The organism is Hydrogenophaga sp. UC242_50, from assembly GCF_042697355.1.
In the GTDB taxonomy this organism is placed as follows: Bacteria; Pseudomonadota; Gammaproteobacteria; order Burkholderiales; family Burkholderiaceae_C; genus Hydrogenophaga.
The window spans coordinates 1,883,088-1,909,443 of sequence record NZ_CP170553.1; the positions used below are offsets into that span (position 1 = coordinate 1,883,088).

17 protein-coding genes and 7 pseudogenes are annotated in these 26,356 nt (G+C 67.8%); 14 read left to right on the forward strand and 10 right to left on the reverse strand.

Features of this window, described 5'->3' with window-relative positions:
• The first annotated feature begins 16 nt into the window (after window positions 1-16).
• From accC to ACFJGX_RS09690, 4 genes are read left to right on the forward strand one after another with little or no spacing between them, the layout of a single operon-like run.
• Window positions 17-1,366: an acetyl-CoA carboxylase biotin carboxylase subunit gene (gene accC / locus ACFJGX_RS09675; protein WP_291119323.1), complete on the forward strand. Its 1,350-nt coding sequence runs from the start codon at window positions 17-19 to the stop codon at window positions 1,364-1,366.
• Complete coding sequence (prmA, locus tag ACFJGX_RS09680) at window positions 1,356-2,285, forward strand: 50S ribosomal protein L11 methyltransferase (RefSeq protein ID WP_382321700.1); 930 nt, start codon at window positions 1,356-1,358, stop codon at window positions 2,283-2,285. The genes accC and prmA overlap by 11 nt, the downstream gene beginning before the upstream one ends.
• Before the next feature lie 31 nt (window positions 2,286-2,316).
• Window positions 2,317-3,438, forward strand: coding sequence for a DUF3426 domain-containing protein (locus ACFJGX_RS09685; RefSeq protein ID WP_382321697.1), 1,122 nt, complete (start codon window positions 2,317-2,319; stop codon window positions 3,436-3,438).
• 15 nt (window positions 3,439-3,453) lie between these two features.
• The gene (locus tag ACFJGX_RS09690; protein ID WP_382328285.1) at window positions 3,454-4,338 is read left to right on the forward strand and encodes a carbohydrate kinase family protein; all 885 of its coding nucleotides are present in this window, start codon (window positions 3,454-3,456) and stop codon (window positions 4,336-4,338) included.
• Between the two features lie 69 nt (window positions 4,339-4,407).
• On the opposite strand, the gene ACFJGX_RS09695 is transcribed toward ACFJGX_RS09690, so the two are convergent.
• From ACFJGX_RS09695 to ACFJGX_RS09720, 6 genes and pseudogenes are all read right to left on the reverse strand, one after another.
• On the reverse strand, window positions 4,408-4,917 hold the full coding sequence (locus ACFJGX_RS09695) for a histone H1-like DNA-binding protein (protein WP_382163865.1): 510 nt from the start codon (window positions 4,915-4,917) through the stop codon (window positions 4,408-4,410).
• A 226-nt stretch (window positions 4,918-5,143) separates the two neighbouring features.
• Window positions 5,144-6,325, reverse strand: coding sequence for a ribonucleotide-diphosphate reductase subunit beta (locus ACFJGX_RS09700; protein WP_291119333.1), 1,182 nt, complete (start codon window positions 6,323-6,325; stop codon window positions 5,144-5,146).
• Between the two features lie 141 nt (window positions 6,326-6,466).
• Window positions 6,467-9,389 (reverse strand): annotated as a pseudogene (locus ACFJGX_RS09705) (ribonucleoside-diphosphate reductase subunit alpha).
• 448 nt (window positions 9,390-9,837) lie between these two features.
• The gene (ampD, locus tag ACFJGX_RS09710; RefSeq protein ID WP_382321692.1) at window positions 9,838-10,464 is read right to left on the reverse strand and encodes a 1,6-anhydro-N-acetylmuramyl-L-alanine amidase AmpD; all 627 of its coding nucleotides are present in this window, start codon (window positions 10,462-10,464) and stop codon (window positions 9,838-9,840) included.
• Entirely contained in the window at window positions 10,442-11,923 is a 1,482-nt protein-coding gene (locus ACFJGX_RS09715) for a sigma-54-dependent transcriptional regulator (RefSeq protein WP_382328287.1), read from the reverse strand. The genes ampD and ACFJGX_RS09715 overlap by 23 nt, the downstream gene beginning before the upstream one ends.
• A gap of 38 nt (window positions 11,924-11,961) precedes the next feature.
• Entirely contained in the window at window positions 11,962-13,275 is a 1,314-nt protein-coding gene (locus ACFJGX_RS09720) for a sensor histidine kinase (protein ID WP_382328289.1), read from the reverse strand.
• Window positions 13,276-13,312: 37 nt separating this feature from the next.
• Here ACFJGX_RS09720 and ACFJGX_RS09725 point away from each other — a divergent pair, with 37 nt between their 5' ends.
• Window positions 13,313-13,747, forward strand: coding sequence for a hypothetical protein (locus ACFJGX_RS09725; protein ID WP_382328291.1), 435 nt, complete (start codon window positions 13,313-13,315; stop codon window positions 13,745-13,747).
• 42 nt (window positions 13,748-13,789) lie between these two features.
• On the opposite strand, the gene ACFJGX_RS09730 is transcribed toward ACFJGX_RS09725, so the two are convergent.
• Together ACFJGX_RS09730 and ACFJGX_RS09735 are read right to left on the reverse strand one after the other, a co-directional pair.
• On the reverse strand, window positions 13,790-14,038 hold the full coding sequence (locus ACFJGX_RS09730; protein ID WP_382154656.1) for a PP0621 family protein: 249 nt from the start codon (window positions 14,036-14,038) through the stop codon (window positions 13,790-13,792).
• Between the two features lie 10 nt (window positions 14,039-14,048).
• Window positions 14,049-14,849: an inner membrane protein YpjD gene (locus tag ACFJGX_RS09735; RefSeq protein ID WP_382154659.1), complete on the reverse strand. Its 801-nt coding sequence runs from the start codon at window positions 14,847-14,849 to the stop codon at window positions 14,049-14,051.
• Between the two features lie 166 nt (window positions 14,850-15,015).
• Here ACFJGX_RS09735 and ffh point away from each other — a divergent pair, with 166 nt between their 5' ends.
• Together ffh and ACFJGX_RS09745 are read left to right on the forward strand one after the other, a co-directional pair.
• Window positions 15,016-16,386, forward strand: a complete 1,371-nt coding sequence (gene ffh, locus ACFJGX_RS09740) for a signal recognition particle protein (RefSeq protein WP_382321685.1) — start codon at window positions 15,016-15,018, stop codon at window positions 16,384-16,386.
• Between the two features lie 13 nt (window positions 16,387-16,399).
• A complete protein-coding gene (locus ACFJGX_RS09745; RefSeq protein ID WP_382321683.1) occupies window positions 16,400-17,026 on the forward strand; it encodes a pyridoxamine 5'-phosphate oxidase family protein in 627 nt (208 codons plus the stop codon).
• Between the two features lie 4 nt (window positions 17,027-17,030).
• Here ACFJGX_RS09745 and ACFJGX_RS09750 read toward each other — a convergent pair.
• Window positions 17,031-17,793, reverse strand: a pseudogene (locus ACFJGX_RS09750) (IclR family transcriptional regulator).
• An 82-nt stretch (window positions 17,794-17,875) separates the two neighbouring features.
• Here ACFJGX_RS09750 and ACFJGX_RS09755 point away from each other — a divergent pair.
• From ACFJGX_RS09755 to ACFJGX_RS09785, 7 genes and pseudogenes are all read left to right on the forward strand, one after another.
• A pseudogene (locus ACFJGX_RS09755) lies at window positions 17,876-18,247 on the forward strand (SDR family NAD(P)-dependent oxidoreductase); the annotation flags it as partial.
• A gap of 82 nt (window positions 18,248-18,329) precedes the next feature.
• Window positions 18,330-20,012 (forward strand): SDR family NAD(P)-dependent oxidoreductase, encoded by a 1,683-nt coding sequence (locus ACFJGX_RS09760; protein ID WP_382328293.1) that lies wholly within the window; start codon window positions 18,330-18,332, stop codon window positions 20,010-20,012.
• Window positions 20,013-20,132: 120 nt separating this feature from the next.
• A pseudogene (locus tag ACFJGX_RS09765) lies at window positions 20,133-20,366 on the forward strand (bile acid:sodium symporter family protein); the annotation flags it as partial.
• A gap of 52 nt (window positions 20,367-20,418) precedes the next feature.
• On the forward strand, window positions 20,419-20,982 hold the full coding sequence (locus ACFJGX_RS09770; protein WP_382328659.1) for a bile acid:sodium symporter family protein: 564 nt from the start codon (window positions 20,419-20,421) through the stop codon (window positions 20,980-20,982).
• Window positions 20,983-20,990: 8 nt separating this feature from the next.
• Window positions 20,991-21,989, forward strand: a complete 999-nt coding sequence (locus tag ACFJGX_RS09775; RefSeq protein ID WP_382328661.1) for an SDR family oxidoreductase — start codon at window positions 20,991-20,993, stop codon at window positions 21,987-21,989.
• A pseudogene (locus tag ACFJGX_RS09780) lies at window positions 21,986-22,895 on the forward strand (EamA family transporter). Before ACFJGX_RS09775 ends, ACFJGX_RS09780 begins: the two are co-directional and overlap by 4 nt.
• Before the next feature lie 439 nt (window positions 22,896-23,334).
• Window positions 23,335-24,293: pseudogene (locus tag ACFJGX_RS09785) on the forward strand (MBL fold metallo-hydrolase).
• A 51-nt stretch (window positions 24,294-24,344) separates the two neighbouring features.
• Here the strand turns inward: ACFJGX_RS09785 and mdoH are convergent.
• Window positions 24,345-26,316, reverse strand: a pseudogene (gene mdoH / locus ACFJGX_RS09790) (glucans biosynthesis glucosyltransferase MdoH).
• Window positions 26,317-26,356: the final 40 nt, after the last annotated feature.

Sequence of the window (26,356 nt, forward strand, 5' to 3'; positions counted from 1 at the left end):
AGAAGGCCCCGAGCCCATGTTCAAAAAAATCCTGATTGCCAACCGGGGGGAGATCGCGCTGCGCATTCAGCGCGCCTGCCGGGAAATGGGCATCAAGGCGGTGATGGTGTATTCCGAGGCCGACCGCGACGCCAAGTACGTGCGTCTGGCCGACGAGGCGGTCTGCATCGGCCCGGCGCCGAGCGCCCAGAGTTACCTCAACATGCCGGCCATCATCTCGGCCGCTGAAGTGACCGACGCCGAAGCCATCCACCCCGGCTACGGTTTCCTGTCGGAAAACGCCGATTTCGCCGAGCGCGTCGAGAAGAGCGGCTTCACCTTCATCGGCCCCACGCCGGAGTCCATCCGCACGATGGGCGACAAGGTGTCGGCCAAGCAGGCCATGATCCGCGCGGGCGTGCCCTGCGTGCCGGGTTCCGAAGGCGCGCTGCCCGACGACCCCGTCGTGATCAAGCGCACCGCCAAGGCGGTGGGCTACCCGGTGATCATCAAGGCCGCCGGTGGCGGCGGTGGGCGCGGCATGCGCGTGGTGCACACCGAAGCGGCCCTGCTGCACGCGGTGCAGACCACCAAGGCGGAAGCCGGTGCGGCCTTCGGCAATCCCGAGGTCTACATGGAGAAATTTCTCCAGAACCCGCGCCACATCGAGATCCAGATCCTGGCCGACCAGCACCGCAACGCGGTGTACCTGGGCGAACGCGACTGTTCCATGCAGCGCCGCCACCAGAAGGTGATCGAGGAAGCGCCTGCACCCGGCATCCCGCGCCGCCTGATCGAGAAGATCGGCGAGCGTTGCGCCGCGGCCTGCAAGAAGATCGGTTACCGGGGCGCCGGCACCTTCGAGTTCCTGTTCGAGAACGGTGAGTTCTACTTCATCGAAATGAACACCCGCGTGCAGGTGGAGCACCCGGTGACCGAGTGGATTTCGGGCGTGGACATCGTGCGCACCCAGATCGCGGTGGCCGCGGGCGAGAAGCTGCCGTTCACGCAGCGCCAGATCGAGCTGCGCGGGCATGCCATCGAGTGCCGCATCAACGCCGAAGACGCCTACAAGTTCACCCCGTCGCCCGGTCGCATCACGACCTGGCACGCGCCGGGTGGCCCGGGTGTTCGCGTGGACTCCCACGTCTACACCAACTACTTCGTGCCGCCGAACTACGACTCGATGATCGGCAAGATCATCGTGCACGGCGACACGCGGGAGCAGGCCCTGGCGCGCATGCGCACGGCGCTGGCCGAGACCGTGATCGAAGGCATCAACACCAACATCCCGCTGCACCGCGAGCTGATGGTGGACGCGAACTTCGTGACCGGCGGCACCAACATCCACTACCTGGAAGAGTGGCTGTCCCAACGTGAGCGCTGAAGCCTTCCAACTGACCCAGCCGCCGGCTGGGTCTCTTTTTGAGCTGGTGCTGCTGGTGCCCGAGGCGGCGGTGGACGACGTGGGCGATGCCCTGGTCGCGCTGGACGCGCTCAGCGTGTCGGTGGAAGACGCCGACGCGATGACCGACGCCGAATCGGCGCTGTTCGGCGAGCCTGGCATGCCGCCGCCCAAGGAGGGTTGGCAGCGCTCGCGCGTGGTGGCGCTGTTCCCCACCGACGCCGCGGCCCGCGACGCCGCGCAGTTGCTGGCGGTGCAGGACTTTTTTGCGGGCTGTGCGGTGCAGGGCGTGCGCCCGGTGCCCGATCAGGATTGGGTGCGGCTGACGCAGTCGCAATTCGAGCCGGTCGAGATCACGCCCAGCTTCTGGATCGTGCCGACCTGGCACGAGCCACCCGCCGCCGCGCAACAGGTCATCCGGCTCGACCCCGGTCTGGCCTTTGGCACGGGCACCCACCCGACGACCCGCATGTGCCTGCGCTGGACCGCGCAACACGGCCCCGTGGGGCCGCGTGTGCTGGACTACGGTTGTGGCTCGGGCATCCTGGCCATCGGTGCGGCCAAGTTCGGTGCGCGCGAGATCATCGCGGTGGACATTGATCCCGCGGCGGTGGAGTCCACCCGACTCAATGCCGAGGCCAACCACGCGGTGCTGTCGGCCGGCTTGCCCGATCTGGCGCGGGGTGAACACGATCTGGTGCTGGCCAACATCCTGGCCACGCCCTTGAAGGTGCTCGCACCGTTGCTGTGTTCGCACGTGCGCCCGGGCGGCCAGCTGGTGCTCGCGGGCATTCTGGCGCGCCAGGCCGATGAGCTGATCGAAGCCTATGCGCCGTGGGTGGCGTTGCAGGTCAGCGACGAAGAGGATGGCTGGATCCTCATGACCGCCGTCAAGGCCTGAGGCTGCCTGTCGCGCCCGCGATAATCGGCGCATGAGTTTCACCACCCGTTGCCCCTCGTGCGGAACGATGTTCAGGGTTGTCGCCGACCAACTGAAGATCTCCGAGGGCTGGGTGCGCTGTGGCCATTGCGCCGATGTGTTCGACGCCACGCTGTACCTGCAGCCGTGGATCCCTCCGGGCGAAGAAAGCACGCCCGACGATTTCGTGGCGGCGGCGCCTGCACCCGAACCGGCGCCGGCATCCGCGCACGCGGCGTTCGACGCCGACCTGGAAGCAGAGCTGGAGGCCGAGTCTCAGCGGTCCGTGGAAACGGTCGAGGAATCTGCCGATGCGATGTGGGGCACCGAGGCCGTCGCGGACGAGCGTGCCGTCGAGACCTTGCCGCCACCGATCATCGATGCCCCGCCCGCTCAGGCCCGGCCCGATGAGCAGGAGTCCGACTTCCACGCCGAACTGGAGCGCTTCGCCGCCGGTCTGGGTCGTTTGAAAGCCGATGGCGCTGCCGCCGATCCCACGGAACAGGTGGAGTCGGACGAAGAGGCGGTCGTGCCCCACGTCGATGCCATGCCCGATGCCCCCGGACCGCAGGACGTGGGTGACCTGGACGCTGAGGGGCCGGACTCGCCCGAGCTGGTGCCCGGCTTCGTGAGGCAGGCGCAGCGGCAGGCCTTCTGGCAATCCCGCGGCATGCGCGCCGTGCTCTCGCTGCTGGCCGTGGTGTTGGTGGTCGTGCTCGCCGGGCAATGGGCCCTGCAGGAGCGCGATCGATTGGCCGCCTGGCGGCCCGGCCTGCAGCCCTGGCTGCAGCGGGCGTGCGAACCCGTGGGCTGCGTGGTGGCGCCGGTGCGCCGCATCGACGCGATCGTCATCGACAGCACTTCGCTGGTGCGCCGGCTCGGCAACTTCTATTCCTTTGACCTCGTGCTCAAGAACACGGCCTCCATGGCGCTGGCTGTGCCCGCGCTGGAGCTGAGCCTGACCGACATCAGCGACCAGGTGATTTCGCGCCGCGTGTTCCTGCCCGAAGAATGGCCCGATGCCCCGGCGCTGTTGCCGGCGAACGGCTCGGTGAACGTGAGTTTTCGACTGTCACTCGCCCTGGGCGACGCCACGCCCATGGCGGGTTACCGCGCCCTGATTTTTTACCCTTGATCTGGAAGATTTTTCATGTCCATTCTGGTTTGCGGCTCGCTCGCCTTCGACACCATCATGACCTTCGAGGGCCGCTTCGCCGAGCAGATCCTTCCGAGCCAGCTGCACATTCTCAATGTGTCCTTCCTGGTGCCGGGTCTGCGCCGGGAATACGGTGGCTGTGCCGGCAACATCGCCTACGGCCTGCGCCAGCTCGGTGCCGATGCGGTGCCGCTGGCCATGCTCGGCAACGACGGCGGCGAGTACCTTGATCGCCTGCGCGAACTGGGCGTGGACACGCGCCACGTGTCGTCCTCCGCCGAGAGCTACACCGCGCAGGCCATGATCATGACCGACCGCGACAACAACCAGATCACCGCCTTCCACCCCGGCGCGATGTCGACGGCGCACGACAACCCGGTGCCTCGGCGCGACGACCTCAAGGGGCGCATCATTTCACCCGATGGCCGCGATGCGATGCTCACGCACGCGCGCCAGCTGCACGAGGCCGGTGTGCCCTTCGTGTTCGATCCCGGCCAGGGCCTGCCCATGTTCAATGGCGAAGAGCTGCGGCAGTTCATCGGGCTGGCCAGCTGGGTCACGCTCAACGACTACGAAGCCCAGATGCTGTGCGACCGCACCGGCCTCACGCTCGACGCCATCGCCGCGCAGGTGCGCGGCCTCATCGTGACGCTGGGCGCGGAAGGCTGTGACGTCTGGGATGGTGGCGCGGCCAAGGTGCGGGTGGCGGGCCTCCCGGCGGCCACGGTGGTGGACCCCACGGGGTGTGGCGATGCGTTCCGCGCGGCCCTGCTGCATGGCCTGGAGCAGGGGTGGCCGCTGCAGCGCTGTGCCGAGTTGGGCAACCGCATGGGCGCGGTGAAGATCGCCAGCCGGGGCGGTCAGAACTACACGCTCTGAGCCCGGGCAACGGGCATGAAAAAGCCCGGCGCTTTCGCGCCGGGCTTGCAGGTCATCTCAACGAGAATCTCAGGGCTTGCTGGACGTGGGGAACGGCCACGCAGCCTGAGGGTTGAGCTTCGTCTGCGCCGCAGGAGCAGCAGGGGCCGCCGGCTTCTTGGCCGGCTCAGCTTTTTTTGCTGGGGCTGCCTTCTTCGCAGGGGCCTTCTTTGCAGGGGCCTTTTTCACGGCGGCTTTTTTGGCCGGCGCTTTTTTGGCTGCAACCTTTTTGGGAGCAGCTTTCTTGGCGACAACCTTCTTCGCCGGCGCTTTCTTGGCAGCGGCTTTCTTCGCCGGAGCCTTCTTGGCGACGACCTTCTTGGCCGCGGCCTTCTTCGCCGGTGCTGCCTTCTTCGCAGCAACCTTCTTCGCCGGTGCTGCCTTCTTGGCCGCAACCTTCTTCACGGCGGGCTTCTTGGCCGCGACCTTCTTGGCCGGAGCCTTCTTCGCCGGTGCTGCCTTCTTCGCAGCGGGTTTCTTGGCCGGAGCCTTCTTAGCCGGTGCGGCCTTCTTGGCCGGGGCTTTTTTTGCAGTTGCCATTGTTTTCTCCTTGATCAAGTTGCAAAGAGCACTTCAGCCAGCCTTGTTGCCGGTGAAGTGATTCAACGCCCTGGAGCCGTGTGGATGCATCCACGGCTGGCCCCAAGGTTTTGAATCCTGTGACAAAACCCTGCGCCCGGCGTCTGCGCGACGGTGACAGGGTTTTGATTGAGCGGAAATCATGTTGTTGGTCGGTATGGGCAATGCGGCTCCGGCTGCGTGGGCATCAATCCCAGGACAATGCCCCGCCGGTTTGGTATTCGATCACGCGCGTTTCGAAGAAATTGCGTTCCTTCTTGAGGTCGATCATCTCGCTCATCCAGGGGAACGGGTTCTCTTCGTTCGGGAACAGGGGCTCCAGGCCGATCTGCGTGGCGCGGCGGTTGGCAATGTAGCGCAGATAGCCCTTGAACATCGAGGCGTTCATGCCGAGCACGCCGCGCGGCATGGTGTCCTCGGCGTAGCGGTACTCGAGCTCGACAGCCTTGAGGAACAGCTCCTTGATCTCTTCCTTGAACTCGCTGGTCCACAGCATCGGGTTCTCCATCTTGATCGCGTTGATCAGATCGATGCCGAAGTTGCAGTGCATGGACTCGTCGCGCAGGATGTACTGGTACTGCTCGGCGGCACCGGTCATCTTGTTCTGGCGGCCCAGGGCCAGGATCTGGGTGAAGCCGACGTAGAAGAACAGGCCTTCCATCAGGCAGGCGAACACGATCAGGCTCTTGAGCAGGCGCTGGTCGGTCTCGGGCGTGCCGGTGTGGAAGTTCGGGTCCATGATCGCCTCGATGAAGGGGATCAGGAACTGGTCCTTGTCACGGATCGACTGGACTTCGTTGTAGGCGTTGAAGATCTCGGACTCGTCCAGGCCGAGCGACTCCACGATGTACTGGTAGGCGTGCGTGTGGATCGCTTCCTCGAACGCCTGGCGCAGCAGGAACTGGCGGCACTCGGGCGCGGTGATGTGGCGGTAGGTGCCCAGCACGATGTTGTTGGCGGCCAGCGAATCGGCGGTGACGAAGAAGCCGAGGTTGCGCTTGACGATGCGGCGCTCGTCTTCGGTCAGGCCGTTGGGGTCTTTCCAGAGCGCGATGTCGCGGCTCATGTTCACTTCCTGCGGCATCCAGTGGTTGGCGCAGGTGGCGAGGTACTTTTCCCAGGCCCATTTGTATTTGAACGGCACCAGCTGGTTGACGTCGGTCTGGCCGTTGATGATGCGCTTGTCGGCCGCGTTGACGCGGCGCGCAGGAGCGGCCGGCGCGGCGGCGGTGTTGATCGAAGCGGAGGGGAGAGGCGCGCGCTCACCGGACGGTGAGGACAGTGAGGCTTGCAGACCCGACGTGCCGGTGGGCAGTGGGCTGTTCGCTGGCTTCGAAGAGGGCGTGGTGTGATCGTCCCAGGTCAACATAGAGGTTTCCAATGTTCGGATTATGAAAGTGTGTGCATGAAATGCAAAGTGATCAGGCGAGATGCGCACATTTTGTGTTGCGGTGTTGCATCGAATTGCATTCGAGGGACACCGCAACACGTGCACGCATGACGGCCGAAATCACTGGCACGCTTCGCAACCCGGGTCGTCGATGGCGCAGAACTTGATGTCGGTGGCGGACTCCACGTCGGTGATATCCGCGGGTGCCGCAGCCGGAGCGGAGGCCGCGGCGGCGCTGGTGTTGCCGACGGAAACGGCGTTGAGCTGACCGGTGCGGCCGGTGGATTTTTCGATCTGCGTGGCCGAGGTCGTGCGCAGGTAGTAGGTGGTCTTGAGACCGCGCAGCCAGGCGAGCTTGTAGGTGTCGTCGAGCTTCTTGCCCGAGGCGCCGGCCATGTAGATGTTCAGGCTCTGCGCCTGGTCGATCCACTTCTGGCGGCGGGCGGCGGCTTCCACCAGCCACAGCGGTTCGACTTCGAAGGCGGTGGCATACAGCGCCTTCACGTCCTGCGGCACGCGGTCGATCGGGCGCAGCGAGCCATCGAAGTGCTTGAGGTCCATGACCATCACGTCGTCCCACAGGCCCAGGCGCTTGAGGTCTTTCACTAGGTAGCTGTTGATGACGGTGAACTCGCCGGACAGGTTGGACTTGACCGAGAGGTTGCCGAAGCAAGGCTCGATGGAGGCATCCACGCCGATGATGTTGGAGATGGTCGCGGTCGGCGCGATGGCCGACGCAGTTGGAGTTGCGCATGCCGTCGGCCGCGATCTTCTGGCGCAGGGCGTCCCAGTCCAGGCTGCTGGAGCGGTCCACGTCCACGTAGCCGCCGCGCTCGCGCGCCAGCAGGTCCAGGGTGTCGGGCGGCAGGATGCCCTTGTCCCACAGCGAACCGCGGTAGCTGGCGTAGCGGCCGCGCTCGCGGGCGAGTTCGGTCGAGGCCCAGTAGGCGTAGTAGCAGACGGCTTCCATCGAGCGGTCGGCGAAGTCCACCGCTTCGTTGGAGGCGTAGGGAATGCGCAGTTCGTACAGCGCATCCTGGAAGCCCATGACGCCCAGGCCCACCGGGCGGTGGCGCATGTTGGAGTCGCGCGCCTTCTTCACCGCGTAGTAGTTGATGTCGATCACGTTGTCGAGCATGCGCATGGCGGTCTTGATGGTCGCCTGCAGCTTGGCGTGGTCCAGCACCTTGGCGCCGTCGTCACCGCGCTTGACGTGGTTGAGCAGGTTGACCGAACCGAGGTTGCACACGGCGGTTTCGGTGTCGCTGGTGTTGAGCGTGATCTCGGTGCACAGGTTGGAGCTGTGGACCACGCCGGCGTGCTGCTGCGGGCTGCGCACGTTGCAGGCGTCCTTGAAGGTGATCCAGGGGTGGCCGGTCTCGAACAGCATCGAGAGCATCTTGCGCCACAGGTCGCTGGCGGGCACTTTGCGGTACGGCTTGATTTCGCCGCGCGCGGCCTTCTCTTCATAGGCCAGGTAGGCTTTTTCGAAGTCGGCGCCGAACAGGTCGTGCAGGTCGGGCACGCTGTTGGGCGAGAACAGGCTCCATTCGCCCTTTTCCATCACGCGCTTCATGAACAGGTCGGGAATCCAGTTCGCCGTGTTCATGTCGTGCGTGCGGCGGCGGTCGTCACCGGTGTTCTTGCGCAGCTCCAGGAATTCCTCGATGTCCAGGTGCCAGGTTTCCAGGTAGGTGCAGACCGCGCCCTTGCGCTTGCCGCCCTGGTTGACGGCCACGGCGGTGTCGTTCACCACCTTGAGGAAGGGCACGACGCCTTGCGATTCGCCGTTGGTGCCCTTGATGTGGGAACCCAGGGCGCGCACGCGCGTCCAGTCGTTGCCCAGGCCGCCGGCGAATTTGGAGAGCAGCGCGTTTTCCTTGATCGACTCGTAGATGCCGTCGAGGTCGTCGGGCACGGTGGTCAGGTAGCAGCTGGAGAGCTGCGAGCGCAGCGTGCCGCTGTTGAACAGCGTGGGCGTGGACGACATGAAGTCGAACGAGGACAGCACCTCGTAGAACTCGATGGCGCGGGCTTCGCGGTCGATCTCGTTGAGCGACAGGCCCATGGCCACGCGCATGAAGAAGGACTGCGGCAGCTCGATGCGCGTCTTGCGCACATGCAGGAAGTAGCGGTCGTACAGCGTCTGCAGGCCGAGGTAGTCGAACTGCAGGTCGCGCTCGGGCTTGAGCGCGGCGCCTAGGCGGGCCAGGTCGAACTGCAGCAGTTTTTCGTCGAGCAGGTCGTTGTCCACGCCCTTCTTGATGAAGAGCGGGAAGTTCTCGGCGTAGCGCGCACCCATTTCGGCGGCGGGCACTTCCTCGCCCATCACTTCCTTGACGATGGTGTGCAGCAGCAGGCGGGCAGTGGCGTAGGTGTAGTCGGGATCTTTTTCGATCAGCGTGCGCGCGGCCAGGATGGAGGCCTTGTAGACCTCTTCCATGGGCACGCCGTCGTACAGGTTGCGCTTGGTCTCGGCGACGATGGGGTCGGCCTTGACGTCCTTGCCCAGGCCGCTGCAGGCGGCGGCGATCAGGCCTTGCAGGCGCTGCAGGTCCAGCGGCACGCGCTCGCCGCCGTCGAGCACGTGCAGCACGGGCTCGGCCGGGTGCGCCACTTCGGCCAGGTGCGCGCGCTCCTGCGTGCGGCGTTCGCGGTAGAGCACGTAGGCGCGGGCGACTTCGTGGTCGCGACTGCGCATCAGGCCGAGTTCGACCTGGTCCTGCACGTCTTCAATGTGGAAGGTGCCGCCACCCGGGCGCGAGCGCATCAGGGCGCGGGCCACGTTCTGCGTCAGCTCGTCCACCGTCTCGCGCACACTGGCCGATGCGGCGCCCTGGGTGCCGTGCACCGCCAGGAAGGCCTTCATCATGGCGACGGCGATCTTGCTGGGCTCGAACGGCACGACGGCGCCGTTGCGGCGGATGATCTGGTAGTTGGCGAAAACCGAGCTGCTCGCGGCCAGCGAAGCCGCGGCCGGGGTACCGGCGGTGGGCTTCAGCGGGGCGGGGGACGAGGTGGTGATGGGAGAAGCGGTCAGCATGGGTTCCTCTTTCATTTGTTGTTGGGTGAACTGCATCGGGGGCGCGGTGTCCGATGGCAGGTTGGTGGCTTGGGTGCCGGTATCAACGCAGGCCGCAGGGGGTGGACGCGGTCGTCTGAAGGGCATTGTTCAGGCGACGGCCATACTGGGCGGGGTAGGGTTCGGGACTCACAAGGCAACACTATATCTGGTGTGCATGTCCCGTTCAAGCCACTACGGGTAGTGTTTACGAGAAAAAGCGGTCGTTAGACGCGGCGCATTTTTCGTCAGACAAAAAATGCTGGTTCACATCCCCGCGCCCTGTGCGAATGATCGCTGGCGATTGGGCGGCTTGCTTGAATCCCGGTGGGCAACACCAATGCCGGCGGGGGCTTTGGCGCGATTTGTCTTGGCTGGCCGCGCCGTTGCACGGCCGGTGAGAACGGGGCGTTTTTGGCGTCGCCCTGGCTCAGTCGCCAGCGACGCTGTGACCGAGTGTGTCTTGTGGGAAACACGCTTCGGGCCAGTGAAGGTCGGCGCGCAGGCGCGACCAGTCGAAACCCGGTCCGGGGTCCTGCTTGCGTCCGGGCGCGATGTGCTCATGGCCCGCCACATGGCGCACCGGATAACGTTGCACCAGTCGGGTGCACAGCCGCGCCAGGGCGGTGTACTGCGCGGCCTCGAAACGGTCGCCCTCCAGCCCCTCGAGTTCGATGCCGATGGAATCGTCGTTGCAGTTGTGGCGGCCGCGCCAGCACGATGCGCCCGCGTGCCATGCGCGCGCATCGGCATCGACAAACTGCACCACTTCGCCGTCGCGGCGCACGAAGAAATGCGACGACACCTCCATGCCCCGGATCTGCTCGAAGTACGGGTGGGCGCTCCAGTCCAGCTGGTTGGTGAAGAGCTGCTCCACCTCCGGGCCGCCGTACACGCCCGGGGGCAGGCTGATGGAGTGGATGACGATCAGGTCGATCTGTGCACCGTCGGGACGCGGGCCGAAGTTGGGCGAAGGGCTGTGGCGCGCCGTGCGCAGCCAGCCGCCTTGCCAGGGATCATCGCGCTCGGCGGAATCAGGCCGTGGTGGTGTCGTCATCGTCCGACGGCATGGCGATGCCCAGCCGCTGGATGCGGTAGCGCATCTGGCGCAGGTTCAGGCCCAGGCGGGCCGCGGCCGCGGTGCGGTTGAAGTCGCATTCGCGCAGCGCCTTGAGCAGCACCTGGCGCTCCTGTTCGTCCAGGTAGGTCTGCAGGTCGGCGGGAATCTCTTCGGGCGGGCGGGTCATGGGTGCGCCGAGGCCATCGGCGGGCGCGAGCTGGTCGGGCTGGGTGGGCACTTCGGTCTCGTCGGCCTCGCCGAAGTCGTCCGGTTCGAGCACCTCGCCGCTGCTCAGGGCCAGGGCGCGCTGCAACAGGTTCTCGAGCTCGCGCACATTGCCCGGCAGTTCGCGCGACTGCAGCCAGGCCAGGGCGCGGGCCGACACCCTGGGCACGTTTTGCCCGGATTCGGCGCACAGCCGCGCCAGCAGAGCCTCCACCAGCAGAGGCAGGTCTTCGCGCCGCTCCCGCAGGGCGGGCGAGCGCAGGCCGATGACGTTGAGGCGGTAGAACAGGTCCTGGCGGAACTGGCCCGACTGCACGAGCGCGTTGAGGTCGCGGTGGGTGGCGCTCACCAGCCGCACGTCGACGGCCTCTTCCTGTACGCCGCCAAGCGCGCGCACGCAGCGCTCCTGGATCACGCGCAGCAGCTTGGCCTGCATCGCCAGGGGCAGGTCGCCGATTTCATCGAGGAACAAGGTGCCGCCCCGCGCCGCCTGGAAGTAGCCTTCGCGGTCGGTGGTGGCGCCGGTGTAGGCGCCCTTGCGCGCGCCGAAGAATTCGGCCTCGATCAGGTTTTCCGGGATCGCGCCGCAGTTGACCGCCACGAACGGCCCGCCGCTGCGGTGGCTGCAGTCGTGCACCGCGCGCGCCACCAGTTCCTTGCCCGTGCCGGACTCGCCCAGGATGAGCACCGGTGCCATGCTGGAGGCCACCTTTTCGATGCGCGACTTGATCTGCGCGATGCTGGGCGAGGCGCCCACGATGCGGCGCAGCGATTGCGCGCCGCTGGAGGTGGCGGCTGGTTTTCTGGGGGCGTCGCCCGCACCGCTGGCGTTGGGCGCGGGCGCCGTCGCGCCGTTGGCCATGGCGGCCGGGGACCCGCGCTGGCTTTGCAGTGCCGCCGTCACCGCGCTGCGCAGCTGCTTGAGGTCCACCGGTTTGGTGAGGTAGTCGAAGGCGCCGGCCTTGAGCGACTCCACCGCGTTTTCTGCCGATCCGTACGCGGTGATGACGATGCATTTTTCAGGCCGCTGGGCGTCCGCGAGTTCGCGCAGCAGGTCCAGGCCCAGGCCGTCGGGCAGGCGCATGTCGGAGATCAGCACGTCGAAGCGCTGCTGGGCGAGCCATTCGCGCGCCTGGGTGATGTCCGGCGCGGCCACCACCGCGTGGCCTTCGCGCAGCAGGGTGAGCTCGTACAGCGTGCGCAGATCGGGTTCGTCGTCGACGACCAGCACGGAGGCGGAGGAGGGGGCGGTGGCGATTGGCGTCGTGTTCAGCGGGTCGCCAGGGGGGCGTCACCCGAGAGCGGGTGGCCTTGGTGCTCGGCGCGCGTGCGCACCGAATCGCCCATCGGGTACGACAGGCTTTGCTGTGTCGGCTCGCGGGTGGGCGCCGGGCTGGCGGCGGGGATCAGCGCATAGAACTCGTTGCCTTCGCGCTGGTCCAGGCGCGTGCGGCGGTAGGCGATCTGGGCGCCGTAGCGCTCGCAGAGTTCGCGGCAGATGTACAGGCCCAGGCCGCTGGAGCGGCTCTCGGAGGAGAAGAAGGGCTCGAACAGGTGGCGCATCACGCTGGCTTCGAGTGCCTGGCCGTCGCTCCACACCGAGAGGCGAACATGCTCGCTGCCACTGGGCTGGGTGATCAGGCGGATCGAGGAGGGTTTGCCGCTGGCGTGGCGCAGGGCGTTGTCCAGCAGGTTGATGAGCAGGCGGCGCAGGTGCTCCGGGTCGAAGCCCACATGGGCCGCAGGCGCGTGGGCATGCACGCCCAGGATGCGCTCGGCCTTGCTCTGGCGCACCCACTCGTGCGCGATCTGCCGAACGGTCTGGTCCAGTGGCAGGGAGGGGGCCGAGGTTGTGTCCTGGCTGGGCTGCGCGCGCGCCACGTTGAGGATGTCGTCGACGATGCGCGAGAGCCGCTGGGCGTTCTGCTCGATCATGCGGGTCAGCCGCTTCTGGGCCGGTGCCTGCACCTCTTCATCGAGCAGCGCATTGGCCTGCGTGATGGCCGAGAGCGGGTTGCGGATCTCGTGCGCCACCGCGGCGGACATGCGGCCCATCGAAGCCAGTTTCTCGGTGCGCACGCGCGCCTCGACCTCGCGCAGGTCTTCGAGGAACAGCACGCACAGGCCCGCGCTGCGCCCGCTCTGCGCGGTCAGGCGGGTGCGCGCATGCAGGCGCTGGCTCGGCCGGTCCTCGTTGTCGATGGTGGTTTCGGTTTCCAGGGCCTCACCGCGCGCAAAGGTTTCGTTGACCAGGTGGGCCAAGTGCTGCCAGCTGGAGCGGGCGGACAGCAGGAGCTTGGCCGCCTGGGGCGAGACCTGGCCGAGCAGCATGGCCTGGGCCGCCGGGTTGGCGCTGCGCACCACGCCGTGCGGGTCCACCACCAGCACGCCCACCGTCAGGCTTTCGATCACCAGTTCGTTCACCTGGGCCTGCGCGCGCGCGGCGGCCTGGCTGCTGGCGGTCAGGGCCTCTTCGCGGGCCAGCCGGATCGCCAGCTGGTTGGCCAGCACGCCCACCAGGAAAAAGCCGGTGCCGGTGAGCGCCGCCTGCAGGAAGCGCGCGGTGGACAGTTCGCTGAACAAGGGCGCATGCAGCGCCGCTTCGCCCAGCAGGTAGAGCGTGACGCTGGCGGCGGTGGCGCAGGGCCAGCGTGAGCGAGCCCAGGATGGAGGCCAGCAGCACCGGCAGGGCGAACAGCGCCGTGTAGTTGATGCTGCCGACCTGGAACGACTGCAGCAGCGCGAACACCAGCACATCCACGCCGATGGTCAGCAGCCATTGGACGTGCATCGGGGCGGCCTGCTCCGCCGGGCGCCACAGGTAGAGCGTGACCAGCGCGGCGCAGAGGTGGGCCGAACACACCACCACCAGCCAGTTGGGGCCGCCGGTCTGAGAGACCAGCATGAACACCTGCAGGGCGAGCAGCACGGTGGCGATGAACACCCGGGCCCGCATGAAGGCGCGCCACAGCCGGACGAAGGCACGCATGCGCTGTTCGCGGCTCTGCACATGGCTGCCCTCGAAAGCGGAGTACCAGGACGGGGCGAACTGTGAGCTGACGTCCCGGGCCATGTCAGGCGTCCATCCGGAGGGAGGTCATGCCGAACCGCCTTCGCGCAGCCGGCGGTGCTCGGTGCTGCAGTACGCGCCCTGCTGGCCCCGCACCGCCTCGGTCTCGGGCAGGTGCGTGCCGCATTGCAGGCAGGCCACCATGATGGTGGGGACGTTGGCGCGCGGCTTGGGCGGGGGCGCCTGGCGGGCGGCCTCGGCGCGGTCGCTCAGGCGGTTGTTGCGCCAGATGTAGAACGCCACCATCACCACGGCCAGGACGAGCAGGTATTTCATGGTCAATGCCTCAGCCGCGGTGCAGCATCACTTCGAGCACGAAGCGCGAGCCCGCGTAGCCCAGCAGCAGGAAACCGGCGGCCACGTAGAGCGTGCGCACGGCGACACGGCCGCGCCAGCCCAGGCGCCATCGGCCCCAGAGCAGTACCCCCATGGTGATCCAGGACAGCAGCGAGAAGGTGGTCTTGTGGTCCCAGATCCAGCGGTGGTTCAGGGTCTCGGAAAAATACCAGCCGGCCAGCAGCGTGGCGCTCAGCAAGGCAAAGCCGGCGGCGACGAAGCGGAAGGTGAGGCGCTCCAGCGTGAGCAGGGGCATGGACGCCTCGCTGGCATTGCCCAGCCGCATGGCCTTTTCGGCGCGCTGCATCAGCCAGGCATGCACCACCGCCGCGGCGATGAGGCCATAGGACGCGATGCCCAAGGCCCAGTGCAGCGGCAGCAGCGCGGAATGCAGGGCCGGGTAGCGCGTGCCCGGGAACACCAGCGCGAGCAGCACGACCACCATGCCCAGGATCGCCAGCGTCCAGCGCGCGCGCATCTGCGGGTAGAGCCGGCTTTCGATCAGGTAGACGGTGAGCACCAGCCAGCCGGTGACGGAGAGGGCGGGCGCGAACCCGAAGCGCGCGGGTTGTTCGAACAGGCCGAGCACCAGCACGACCAGGTGCAGCAGCCAGGCCAGGCCGAGCAGGCCGCGGCTTTGCGGCGCCGACATGCGCGGGTGGGCGATGGCGAGCATCGCGTAGGCCAGCGCCGCGCCGCCGGAGAACACGGCAGCGGGCAGGTTGGACGCGAGTGCGGGCAGCAGGCTCATCACCGGGGCAGCGCGCCAAGCGTGAAAAGGAAGGGCGCAGCTAAAATCATCCTCACAGTTTAACGGCCTTGTCCCTCCTGGACGCGCCGGTCCGCCGACCCAGGCGCCCGCCTGACCGCCCGCCCGACGCGGGTTTCCGCCCTTTTCCCCTTCTACCCGAGGCAGCATGGCTTCAGCCCTTTCAGACCGACTTTCACGCATCGTCAAGGAAATGCGCGGGCAGGCCCGCATCACCGAGGGCAATGTCACCGACATGCTGCGCGAGGTGCGCATGGCCCTGCTGGAGGCCGACGTCGCCCTGCCGGTGGTGCGCGACTTCATCGCGCGGGTGAAGGAGAAGGCGCTGGGCCAGGAGGTGGTGGGCTCGCTCACGCCCGGGCAGGCGCTGGTGGGCATCGTCAACCGCGAGCTCGCCGCGACCATGGGCGACGGCGTGGCCGACATCAACCTCGCGGCGCAGCCGCCGGCGGTGATCCTCATGGCCGGCCTGCAGGGCGCCGGCAAGACCACCACCACCGCCAAGCTGGCCAAGCACCTGATCGAGAAGCGCAAGAAGAAGGTGCTTACCGTCTCGGGCGACGTCTACCGCCCGGCCGCCATCGAGCAGCTCAAGACCGTGACCGCGCAGGCCGGCGCCGAATGGTTCCCCAGCACGCCCGACCAGAAACCGGTGGACATCGCGCGCGCCGCGATCGATTACGCGCGCAGGCATTTCTTCGACGTGCTGCTGGTCGACACCGCCGGCCGCCTGGCGATCGACGAGGCGCTGATGCGCGAAATCCAGGAACTGCACGCCGTGCTCAAGCCGGTGGAGACGCTGTTCGTGGTGGACGCGATGCAGGGCCAGGACGCGATCAACACCGCCAAGGCGTTCAAGGACGCGCTGCCGCTCACCGGCATCGTGCTCACCAAACTCGACGGCGATTCGCGCGGCGGCGCGGCGCTTTCGGTGCGCGCCATCACCGGCGCGCCGATCAAATTCGCCGGCGTGTCCGAGAAGATCGACGGTCTGGAGGTGTTCGACGCCGACCGCCACGCGCAGCGTGTGCTCGGCATGGGCGACATCCTGGCGCTGGTCGAGCAGGTCACGGCCGGCGTGGACATGGCGGCGGCGCAGAAGCTCGCGGCCAAGGTCAAGAGCGGCGAGGGCTTCGACCTCAACGACTTCCTCGACCAGTTGCGCCAGATGAAGCAGATGGGCGGCCTCTCCAGCCTGATGGACAAGCTGCCCGCCGCGATGGCCGCCAAGGCCAGCGAGGTCGACATGGGCCGCGCCGAGAAGGACATCAAGCGCAAGGAAGGCATCATCTGCAGCATGACGCTCAAGGAGCGCCGCAAGCCCGAGATCATCAAGGCCACGCGCAAGCGCCGCATCGCCGCCGGCGCGGGCGTGCAGGTGCAGGAAGTCAACCGCCTGCTCAAGGAGTTCGAGCAGATGCAGGACATGATGAAGAAGATGAAGGGCGGCGGCATGATGAAGATGATGAAACGCATGGGTGGCATGAAGGGCATGCCCAAGCTGCCCGGCATGGGTTGAGGACGCCACCGCCATGACCGCGCCCACCGACGACCTCCACACCATTCAGGATCTCGCTTCGCTGCAGGCGCTGTTCGGCCCGGTGGGCGACGCGTCGGTGCGCAAGGAGGTCTCGCGCCTGCACCCGGTCTACCAGCGCTGGATCGAGGCCTCGCCGTTCGCGGTGCTCGCCACCCTCGGCCCCGACGGGCTGGACGCCTCGCCGCGCGGCGATCCGCCCGGGCTCGTGAGCATCCAGGACGAACACACGCTGTTGCTGCCCGAGCGCGCTGGCAACAACCGCATCGACAGCCTCAAGAACATCCTGGCCGACCCGCGCGTGGCCCTGCTGTTCCTGGTGCCCGGCGTGGGCGAGACGCTGCGCGTGAACGGCCGCGCGCGCATCTCGGTGGCGCCGGACCTGATGCAGCGCCTGGCCATGGACGGCAAGCCGCCGCGGTGCGTGCTGGTCATCACGGTGGACACGGTGTTCTTCCAGTGCGCCCGCGCCATGAAGCGCGCCAGCCTGTGGGACGCGCGCGAAGCCGCGGCGGCGGTGCCCACGGCCGGCGAGATGCTCGCGGCCCTGACGCACAACGCCATCGACGGCGTTGCCTACGACCGCGCCTTGCCCGCGCGCCAGCGCGACACGCTGTACTGAGGCGTCAGCCCAGGGTGCGGGCCAGCGCCTGCGCCGCCGCCTCCAGGCGCGGCAGCTGCAACCGGGCCTGTGCCAGCGCCATGCGCGCGGCCGGTGCCTGCAGGGCGAGCGCGCAGCGCACCGTGCGCTGGCCGGGCGCGAACACCGGCACCGCCACGCACACCAGGCCTTCGACGAACTCCTCGGCGTCCACCGCGTGGCCGTCGCGCCGGATCGCCTCCAGCTCCGCTTCGAGGGCCTCGCGCAGCGTCAGCGTGTTGGCGGTGTAGCGCGTGAGCACCAGCCCGTCGAGCACGGTGCGGCGCTGGCGCGCGCCCATCCAGGCCAGGAACAGCTTGCCGCTGGCCGAACAATGCGCCGGCACGCGCGTGCCCGGGCGCAGCTCCAGCCGCAACGGAAATGCCGACTCCACGCGGTCGAGGTAGACCACCTCCGCGCCCGACAGGGCGGTGAGGTTGCAGCTCTCGCCCACCTCGGCCACCAGCTGGCGCAGCACCGCGTGGCGCACGCCCTGCTGCGTGCTGTTGCTCAAGGCGGCCTCGGCCATGCGCAGCAGGCGCGCTGGCGATCGCGTAGCGCCGGCCGTCGGGCTCGCGCACCAGCCAACCGCCTTGCTCCAATTGTGCGAGCATGCGGTGCACGGTGGGCTTGGGCCAGCCGGTCAATGCGACCACCTCGGGCAGGGCCATCGGTTGGGCGTGGCGCGTGAGCAGGTCCAGCAGCTCCATCAGCCGCAGGCCCGGGCTGTTGTCGGTTTCTGTGTTCATATCTCGAAAAATGAGACGAATCCATAAATTATTCCGAGACGAATTCTAGAGACCCCTACATTGCGGGCACAACTTCGAGGAGATGGGTGGTTTGACGACGACGCCGAGCTTTCACAACGCCGTGGTGACCGGCGCCTGCGGTGGCCTGGGCCAGGCGCTGGCGCGTGAGCTCATCGCCGGTGGCGCGCGCGTGGCCCTGGTCGGCCTGCAGCGTCCCGCGCTGCAGGCGCTGGCCGCGCTCGAGCCGGAGCGTTGCGCGATCTACCAGCCCGACGTGTCGGACGCGGCCGCGATGCAGGCCATGGCCGCCGACTGGATGGGCCGTTTCGGCGCGCCCGACCTGGTGATCGCCAACGCGGGCGTGGCCGGCGGCTTCGACACCGCTCAGGCCGGCGACCTCGCCGTGATGCGCCGCATGCTCGAGATCAACCTGCTCGGCGCGCGCACCACCTTCCAGCCCTTTCTGGCGCCCATGCGCGAGAGCGGCCGGCGCGGCGCGCTGGTGGGCGTGGCGCAGCCTCGCGGGCTGGCGCGGCATGCCAGGCAACGGTGCGTACTGCGCGAGCAAGGCCGGCCTGATCGCCTACCTGCAAAGCCTGCGCGCCGAGCTGCGTCCCACGGCGCTGCGCGTGCACACCATCAGCCCGGGCTACCTGCGCACACCGCTCACGGCCGGCAACCGCTTCGCCATGCCCGGCCTGCTCGAAGCCGACGAGGCCGCGCGGCGCCTGCTCGCGGGCGTGGCCGCCGGCACCGAACACATCGTGCTGCCCCGGCGCATCGGTTGGCTTTCGCACGCGCTGGACTTGCTGCCCGCGCGCCTGCACGACCGCATCCTGCTCGGCCAGCCGCGCAAGCCGGCGCGCGGGCGAACCCGGCGCGACCGACATTCCAGGCCTGAAAAAATGACGACACCCACCGAACAACAGATCGCGCTCATCGGTGCCGGCCCCTCGGGCCTGGCCGGCGCGCGCTGCCTGCAGAAACACGGCATCCCCTTCCAGGGCTTCGAGGCCCACACCGACGTCGGCGGTCTGTGGAACATCCACAACCCGCGCTCCACGGTGTACCAGTCGGCGCACCTGATCTCCAGCAAGCGCATGACGGAGTTCAGCGAGTTCCCCATGCCCGAGCGCGTGGCCGACTACCCGAGCCACCGTGAGCTGCTGGACTACTTCAGCGCCTTCGCCGACCACTTCCGGTTGCGCGAGCACTACCGCTTCGGTGTGCGCGTGCTGAGCGTGGTGCCGGTGAGTGATGCGCCCGGCACGCTGTGGCGCGTCACCACCGAAGACGCGGACGGCCTTCAGACCACCGCCGACTACAAGGGCGTGGTGGTGGCGAACGGCACCCTGGCCGAGCCCAACATGCCGCGCTTCGAAGGCCACTTCTCCGGGGAGCTGCTGCACACCTCGGCCTACAAGAGCGCCGACCAATTCCGCTACAAGCGCGTGCTCATCGTGGGCGCGGGCAACTCGGGTTGCGACATCGCCGTCGACGCCGTGCACCAGGCGCGCAGCGTGGACATCTCGGTGCGGCGCGGTTATTACTTCGTGCCCAAGTACGTGTTCGGCCAACCCGCCGACACCCTCGGCGGCAAGATCCGGCTGCCGCCCTGGCTCAAGCAGAAGATCGACAGCACCATCCTGAAGTGGTTCACCGGCGACCCGGTGCGCTTCGGTTTTCCCAAGCCGACCTACAAGATGTACGAGTCGCACCCGGTGGTGAACTCGCTCATCCTGTACCACATCGGCCATGGCGACGTGGGCGTGCGCGCCGACATCGCGCGTTTCGACGGCCACACCGTGCACTTCAAGGACGGGCGCCAAGGCGAGTACGACCTGGTGCTCGCGGCCACCGGCTACAGGCTGCACTACCCCTTCCTCGACCCCGCGCTGCTCAACTGGCAGGGCATGGCGCCCCGGCTCTACCTCAACATCTTCGCGCCGCGCTTCGACCGCCTCGCCGTGCTCGGCATGGTCGAGGCCAGCGGCCTGGGCTGGCAGGGCCGCTATGAACAGGCCGAGCTGGTGGCGCGCTATTTCAAGGGGCTGGACGAAGGCAAGGCCAGCGCCAGAGCGTTCCGGATCGCCAAGGCGGGGCCGCCGCCCGACCTCTCCGGCGGCTACAAGTACCTGCAGCTCGAGCGCATGGCCTACTACGTGAACAAGAACGTCTACCGCGACACCGTGCGCCAGGCGGCCGAGGCCCTGGCCTGACATCCCGCCCGACGACAAAGACAACAGACACAGGAGACCCGCATGCTGCCCGTGGACGAAATCCGCCTCAACTTCAACCCGGCTTCGCTGGCCGTGCTCAACGCGGTGCTGGCCTTCCTGATGTACGGCATCGCGCTGGACACGCGCCTGGAGGATTTCCGCCGTGTCATGCGCATGCCGCTGGCGTTCACGGTGGGCATCGTGGCGCAGTTCATCGCGCTGCCGGCCATCACCTATGCGCTCACGCTGCTGCTGCAGCCAGGCCCCAGCATCGCGCTGGGCATGATCCTGGTGGCCTGCTGCCCGCCGGGCAACGTGAGCAACATCCTCACGCACCGCGCCAACGGCAACGTCGCGCTCAGCGTCTCGATGACGGCGGTGTCCAACGCCATCGCCATCGTGGCGCATGCCGCTGAACTTCGCTTTCTGGGGCGGCATCCACCCCACCGCCGCGCCCCTGCTCAAGACCATCGCGCTGGACCCGCTGGAGATGTTCGGCCACATCCTGCTGATCATCGGCGTGCCCTTCGTGCTGGGCATCTGGTGCGCGCACCGCTTTCCGAACTGGACCGCGCGCTTCAAGAAGCCGGTGCGCATCCTCAGTTTTCTCGCGCTCATCGCCTTCATCGTCGGCGCCATCGCGGGCAACTGGCGCTACTTCCTCGACTACGTGGGCCTGGTGCTGCTGGCCGTGGTGATCCACGACGCGCTGGCCTTCGGCACCGGCTACGCCATCGCGCGCGCCGCCGGCCTGCCCGACTACGACCGCCGCGCGGTGTCGATCGAGGTCGGCATCCGCAACGCGGGCCTGGGCCTGGTCATCATCTTCAGCTTCTTCGGTGGCCTGGGCGGCATGGCCGTGGTGGCCGGCGTCTGGGGCTTCTGGGACATCATCGCCGGCCTGATCCTGGCGGGCTGGTGGGCGCGCAGACCGCTGCAGGGCGGCGTGCCGGGGATCGAAAAGCCATGAGCGCGGCCATGGACAAGGCGCCGGCCGCCCGGCGCGTGCTGGTCACGGGCGCCGACGGTTTCCTCGGGCGCGGGCTGATCGACGCCTTGGCGCGCGAGCCTCACATCGAACACCTGGTGGCGGTGGACGTGCGCGAGGTGCCCGTCGCGCGGCGTTCACCGCGCGTGGCCTACGTGGTGGAAGACGTGCGCGACCGCGCCCTGGCCGCCACGGTGGAGGCGCACGGCATCGACACCGTGGTGCACCTGGCCTCCATCGTCACGCCGGGCAAGGGGTCGAGCCGGGCCTTCGAACATTCGGTCGACGTGGGCGGCACGCGCAACGTGATCCAGGCCTGCCTCGCCCACGGCGTGGCCCACCTCGTGGTCTCGTCCAGCGGCGCGGCCTATGGTTACCACGCGGACAACCCGGCCTGGCTGACCGAAGACCACGCGTTGCGCGGCAACGAGGTGTTCGCGTACGCGCACCACAAGCGCCTGGTGGAAGAGATGCTCGCCGAAACGCGCGCGGCCCACCCGGCGTTGCGCCAGACCGTGCTGCGCATCGGCACCATCCTGGGCGAGCGGGTGGACAACCAGATCACGGCCTTGTTCGAGAAACCGCGCCTGATCGCGATCGCCGGCAGCGACAGCCCCTTCGTGTTCGTCTGGGACGAGGACGTGACCGGTGCGATCGTGCACGCGCTGAGTGGCGAGGCCGTGCCCGGCTGCTACAACGTGGCCGGTGACGGCGCGCTGACCATCCGCGAGATCGCCGCGCGCCTGGGCAAGAAACCGCGCGTGCTGCCGGCGGGCCTGTTGCGCACGCTGCTGCGCGTGGGCAGCTCGCTGGGCGTGAGCCGCTACGGCCCGGAGCAGCTCGATTTCCTGCGCTACCGGCCGGTGTTGCTCAACACCGCGCTGAAGCAGCGTTTTGGCTACACGCCGCGCAAGACCAGCGCACAGGCGTTCGATGCTTTTGTGGCCGCGCGCGCTGCGCAGGGGCGACCGGTGAAAGTGATGGCGTGAACCCTGTGCCTCTTTCGCGCGGCGATCTGCTGCGCGCGCTTGCGGTGGTGGTGATCTGGGGTTTGAACTTCGTGGTGATGAAGATCGGCCTGCAGGGCATCGGCCCGATGTTGCTGGGGGCCTTGCGCTTTGCGGCGGCGGCCTTGCCGTTCCTGCTGTTCGTGAAGTTTCCGAAGCTGCCGTGGCGCTATGTGGTGGCGTATGGCCTGGCGCAGGGTCTGGGGCAGTTCGGTTTTCTGTTCCTGGGGCTGCAGATGGGGATGACGGCGGGCATGGCGTCGGTGGTGATGCAGACGCAGGCGTTTTTCACGTTGTTGCTGGCGGTGCCGGTGCTGGGTGAGCGGGCGCGCTGGTCGCAGGGGCTGGGTTTGCTGGTGGCCTTGGGTGGGCTGGTGCTGATCGCGACGGCGCACGGGGAGGGGCCGGGGCAGATGACGCTGGCGGGCTTTGTGCTGACCTTGTCGGCGGCGTTCATGTGGGCGGTGTCGAATCTGGTGGCGCGGTTGGCGAGTCGGGTGGCGGATTACGAGCCGTTTCCGTTCATTGTGTGGAGCAGCGTTGTTCCGATTGTTCCGTTCATGGCGTTGGCGCTGTGGATGGATGGGCCTTCGGTGGTGTGGGCGCAGGTGGCGGGCTTGAGTCTGTCGGCGGTGTTGGCGGTGTTGTTTCTGGCGTGGCTGGCGACCTTGTTGGCCTACACGCTGTGGACGCAGTTGCTCCAGCGCCATCCGGCTGGGCGGGTGACGCCGTTTTTCTTTGCTGGTGCCGGTGGTGGGGCTTTCGGCGGCCTGGGTTTTCTTTGGCGAACTTCCCTTGTTTCAGCAGTGGCTGGGGACGGGGGCGGTGTTGATGGGGCTGGTGGTGAATCAGCTCGGGGGCTGGTTGGTTTCTCGTCGCTCTTCTTGAGGTTTCTGGCGTCTGCCTCGCGTCAGGCCGGTGGCGATGCCCGACTGCTCCGGCCCTGCTCGCGGGCGGCTGCACTGGTTCGCATGCACCCCTTCATCAACAGCGTTGCTGGTGCGCACCTTCTGTGGCAACCGCGAATGGGGGCCTGCGCATTCGGGCATCGCCACCGTCCTGCGAAACAACGTAGGCACGCCAAGCGTGGTGCGCCAGCATCTCTTTGGGGGCGGGTGGTTTGGGCATGCGGGCGCCGGCCCCATTCGCGGTTGCCACAAAAGTGGGCGTGCTCAAGCGGCGTTGACGAAGGGGTGAAGGCGGACCCGGGCAGTCGCCCGCGAGCGGCCGGCGCCCGCATGACCGGACCACCCGACCCTGCCCACCCGTTGGAATGAAGTAAGCCGTATCCTCACAAACCCCGTCAACCCAAGTGGAGCAAAACCCCATGAACACCCATCGCTGGCTGCAGAAAACCTCCCTCGCCATCGCCCTGGCTCTGGGGGCGGCAACGGCCCAAGCCGGAGCGCCCATGGTCAAGACCTCGGCGCCGGGTTACTACCGCATGATGTTGGGCGACTTCGAGATCACCGCGCTGTCCGACGGCACGGTGGACCTGCCGGTCGACAAGCTGCTCACCAACACCCAGCCGGGCAAGGTCACGACCGCGCTCAACCAGTCCTTCCTCAAGGCCCCGGTCGAAACCTCCGTCAACGCCTACCTCATCAACACCGGCAACCAACTCGTGCTGGTGGACACCGGCGCCGCCGGCCTCTTGGCCCCACCCTCGGCAAACTGCTCGGCAACCTCAAGGCCGCCGGCTACCAGCCCGACCAGGTGGATGCGGTCATCGTCACCCACATGCACCCCGACCACGTCGGCGGCCTCCTGGCCGGCGACCAGCGTGCCTTCCCCAACGCCACCGTGCACGCCGACCAGCACGATGCCGACTTCTGGCTCAGCCAGGCCCAGATGGAAAAAGCACCGGCCGACGCCAAAGGCTTCTTCCAGGGCGCCATGGCTGCGCTCAACCCCTACATCAGCGCCGGCAAGTTCAAACCCTTCAACGGCAACACCGAACTCGTGCCCGGCATCAAGGCCCAGGCCTCGCGCGGCCACACACCGGGCCACAGCACCTACCTGGTGGAAAGCAAGGGCCAGAAGCTGGTGCTGTGGGGCGACCTGATGCACGTCGCCGCAGTGCAGTTCGCCAACCCGGCCGTCACCATCGCATTCGACACCGACAGCAAGGCCGCCGCCGCGCAGCGCCAGAAGGCCTACGCGGACGCCGCGAAGAACGGCTACTGGGTCGCGGCTTCCCACCTCTCGTTCCCCGGCATCGGCCACCTGCGCCGCGAGGGCAAGGGCTACCGCTTCGTACCGGCGAACTACAGCGTCGTGCGCTGAAACGACAACGCGCCGCAAGAGCGGCGCGTTGGACGGAAACGGGGGAGCCGGTCAGGCCGCGTGCGGCAGGCCGAAGCGGCTGGCATGGCGCCAGGCGCGGCGCAGCACCGCGGGTGACCACGATTCTTCGGGAATCAGCAGCACACCGCGCGAGCGCATCCAGGCACCCAGGTCCACATGGCTGGTGCGCCACGGTCAGCGGCACCGCCAGCAGCAGCGGCATCGCCACCGGTGCCAGCCAGATCAGCGCGTTGGCGTTGATCGCGGCCACACCCACGGCCAGCAGGCCGATCACCAGCGTCATGGGGGCCAGCCGCGCCACGGCGTCGCGCCAGGTCACGCCGGCCGCTTCGCGCGGAGGCGACTTCCATTCCAGCTTCAGGCCGGTGATCGCCACCAGCACGAACAGCGAGTGCGCCAGCATGCGGATCGGCGCCTGCATCAGGGCCAGCACGGTTTCTACGGCCGAGCTGCCCAGCAGGCCCACGGTGCCACCGAAGGACTTCTGCTCACCCTTCATGAACACCGCCAGCAGGCCCAGCACGCGCGGCATGAAGAGCATGGTCAGCGTCCACATCCACAGCGCGCGCAGTTCTTCGGGCACGGCCTGCCAGCTCGGGATGGCGCTGGAATCGGCCGCCCACAGCGCGGTGCCGATGGACAGGAAGGCCAGCCACAGCGGGGCCGAGAGGTAGGACATGGCGCCGATGGCGAACATGGTGCGGTGCACGCGGTGGATGCCGGGTTCGGCCATCAGGCGCGAGTTCTGCAGGTTGCCCTGGCACCAGCGGCGGTCGCGCTGCAGTTCGCTCAGCAGGTCGGGCGGCTGCTGCTCGTAGCTGCCGGTCAGGTCGGACACCAGCCACACGTGGTAGCCGGCACGGCGCATCAGCGCGGCTTCGACGAAGTCGTGCGACATGATGCCGCCGGACATGCCGCCCGTGCCCTTGATGGGCGCCAGCGCGCAATGCTTCATGAAAGGCTCGACGCGGATGATCGCGTTGTGGCCCCAGTAGTGGGACTCACCCAGCTGCCAGAACTGCATGCCCAGCGTGAACAGGCGCCCGGTCACGCGCGAGCCGAATTGCTGCGCGCGCGCATGCAGGGTGGCGTGGCCGATGGCCTGGGTGGCGGTCTGGACGATGCCGGCGCGGGGGTTGGCTTCCATCAGCTTGACCATGGACACCAGGCAGTTGCCGCTCATGACGCTGTCGGCGTCGAGCACCACCATGTAGCGGTAGTCCTTGCCCCAGCGGCGGCAGAAATCGGCCACGTTGCCGGCCTTGCGGTGCGTGCGGCGGGTGCGCAGGCGGTAGTACACCTCGATCGACGGCAGCTCGGGCTGGGCGGCCAGCGCGGCGCGCAGGTCTTCCCAGGCCTTGCGTTCGGCCTGGGCGATCTCGGGGTTGTAGCTGTCGGAGAGCACGAACACGTCGAACTGGCCGGCGTGGCCGGTGGCGGCGAGCGATTCGCAGGTGGCGCGCAGGCCGGCGAACACGGTGGCCACGTCCTCGTTGCAGATCGGCATGATGATCGCCGTGCGCGCCTCGGGGTTCATGGCGTGGTCTTTCACGTCGGCCGCGCGCAGCGTGTGGCGGTCACCGAACAGCGAGACCCAGAAGCCCATGAGCGCCGTCACGAAGCCGGTGACGACCCAGGCCGAGAGCAGGCCGAACAGCGCGAGCTGGCCGTACTGCAGCCAGGCGTTGTGGTGCTCGGGCTGTGCATCGGCGAACAGGCTGGTGGCGAACGCGGTGCTCACCACGGTGAGCAGGGCGAACACCAGTCGGCGGCGGTTGGCCGCGCTCTGCCAGGCCATGGGCGCTTCGGCGACCTCGGCGGACGCCACGGCGGGCGTGCGCGGGGGCAGCACGCGGCTGGCCGTGCTCAGCAGCGCGGTGCCGATGCTGTTCCAGAAGCCGCGCCAGGGGCGAGGCACCATGGAGCCGCGGTTGATCGGAGGCGCCGTGACGGAATTGGGGTGGCGCTCTTCGCGCAGCTGGGTCAGGGCATGCTGGGGCATGGGAAGGCTTTCAGGCGCCGCACCGGGGTGCGAACTGGGG

Bases quoted from the DNA above. Each gene is read 5' to 3' on its own strand.
- accC (WP_291119323.1), top strand. From the start codon at position 17: ATGTTCAAAAAAATCCTGATTGCCAACCGGGGGGAGATCGCGCTGCGC.
- ACFJGX_RS09685 (WP_382321697.1), top strand. From the start codon at position 2,317: ATGAGTTTCACCACCCGTTGCCCCTCGTGCGGAACGATGTTCAGGGTT.
- ACFJGX_RS09690 (WP_382328285.1), top strand. From the start codon at position 3,454: ATGTCCATTCTGGTTTGCGGCTCGCTCGCCTTCGACACCATCATGACC.
- ACFJGX_RS09695 (WP_382163865.1), bottom strand. From the start codon at position 4,917: ATGGCAACTGCAAAAAAAGCCCCGGCCAAGAAGGCCGCACCGGCTAAG.
- ACFJGX_RS09700 (WP_291119333.1), bottom strand. From the start codon at position 6,325: ATGTTGACCTGGGACGATCACACCACGCCCTCTTCGAAGCCAGCGAAC.
- ampD (WP_382321692.1), bottom strand. From the start codon at position 10,464: ATGACGACACCACCACGGCCTGATTCCGCCGAGCGCGATGATCCCTGG.
- ACFJGX_RS09730 (WP_382154656.1), bottom strand. From the start codon at position 14,038: ATGAAATACCTGCTCGTCCTGGCCGTGGTGATGGTGGCGTTCTACATC.
- ACFJGX_RS09735 (WP_382154659.1), bottom strand. From the start codon at position 14,849: ATGAGCCTGCTGCCCGCACTCGCGTCCAACCTGCCCGCTGCCGTGTTC.
- ffh (WP_382321685.1), top strand. From the start codon at position 15,016: ATGGCTTCAGCCCTTTCAGACCGACTTTCACGCATCGTCAAGGAAATG.
- ACFJGX_RS09745 (WP_382321683.1), top strand. From the start codon at position 16,400: ATGACCGCGCCCACCGACGACCTCCACACCATTCAGGATCTCGCTTCG.
- ACFJGX_RS09760 (WP_382328293.1), top strand. From the start codon at position 18,330: ATGCCAGGCAACGGTGCGTACTGCGCGAGCAAGGCCGGCCTGATCGCC.
- ACFJGX_RS09770 (WP_382328659.1), top strand. From the start codon at position 20,419: ATGCCGCTGAACTTCGCTTTCTGGGGCGGCATCCACCCCACCGCCGCG.
- ACFJGX_RS09775 (WP_382328661.1), top strand. From the start codon at position 20,991: ATGGACAAGGCGCCGGCCGCCCGGCGCGTGCTGGTCACGGGCGCCGAC.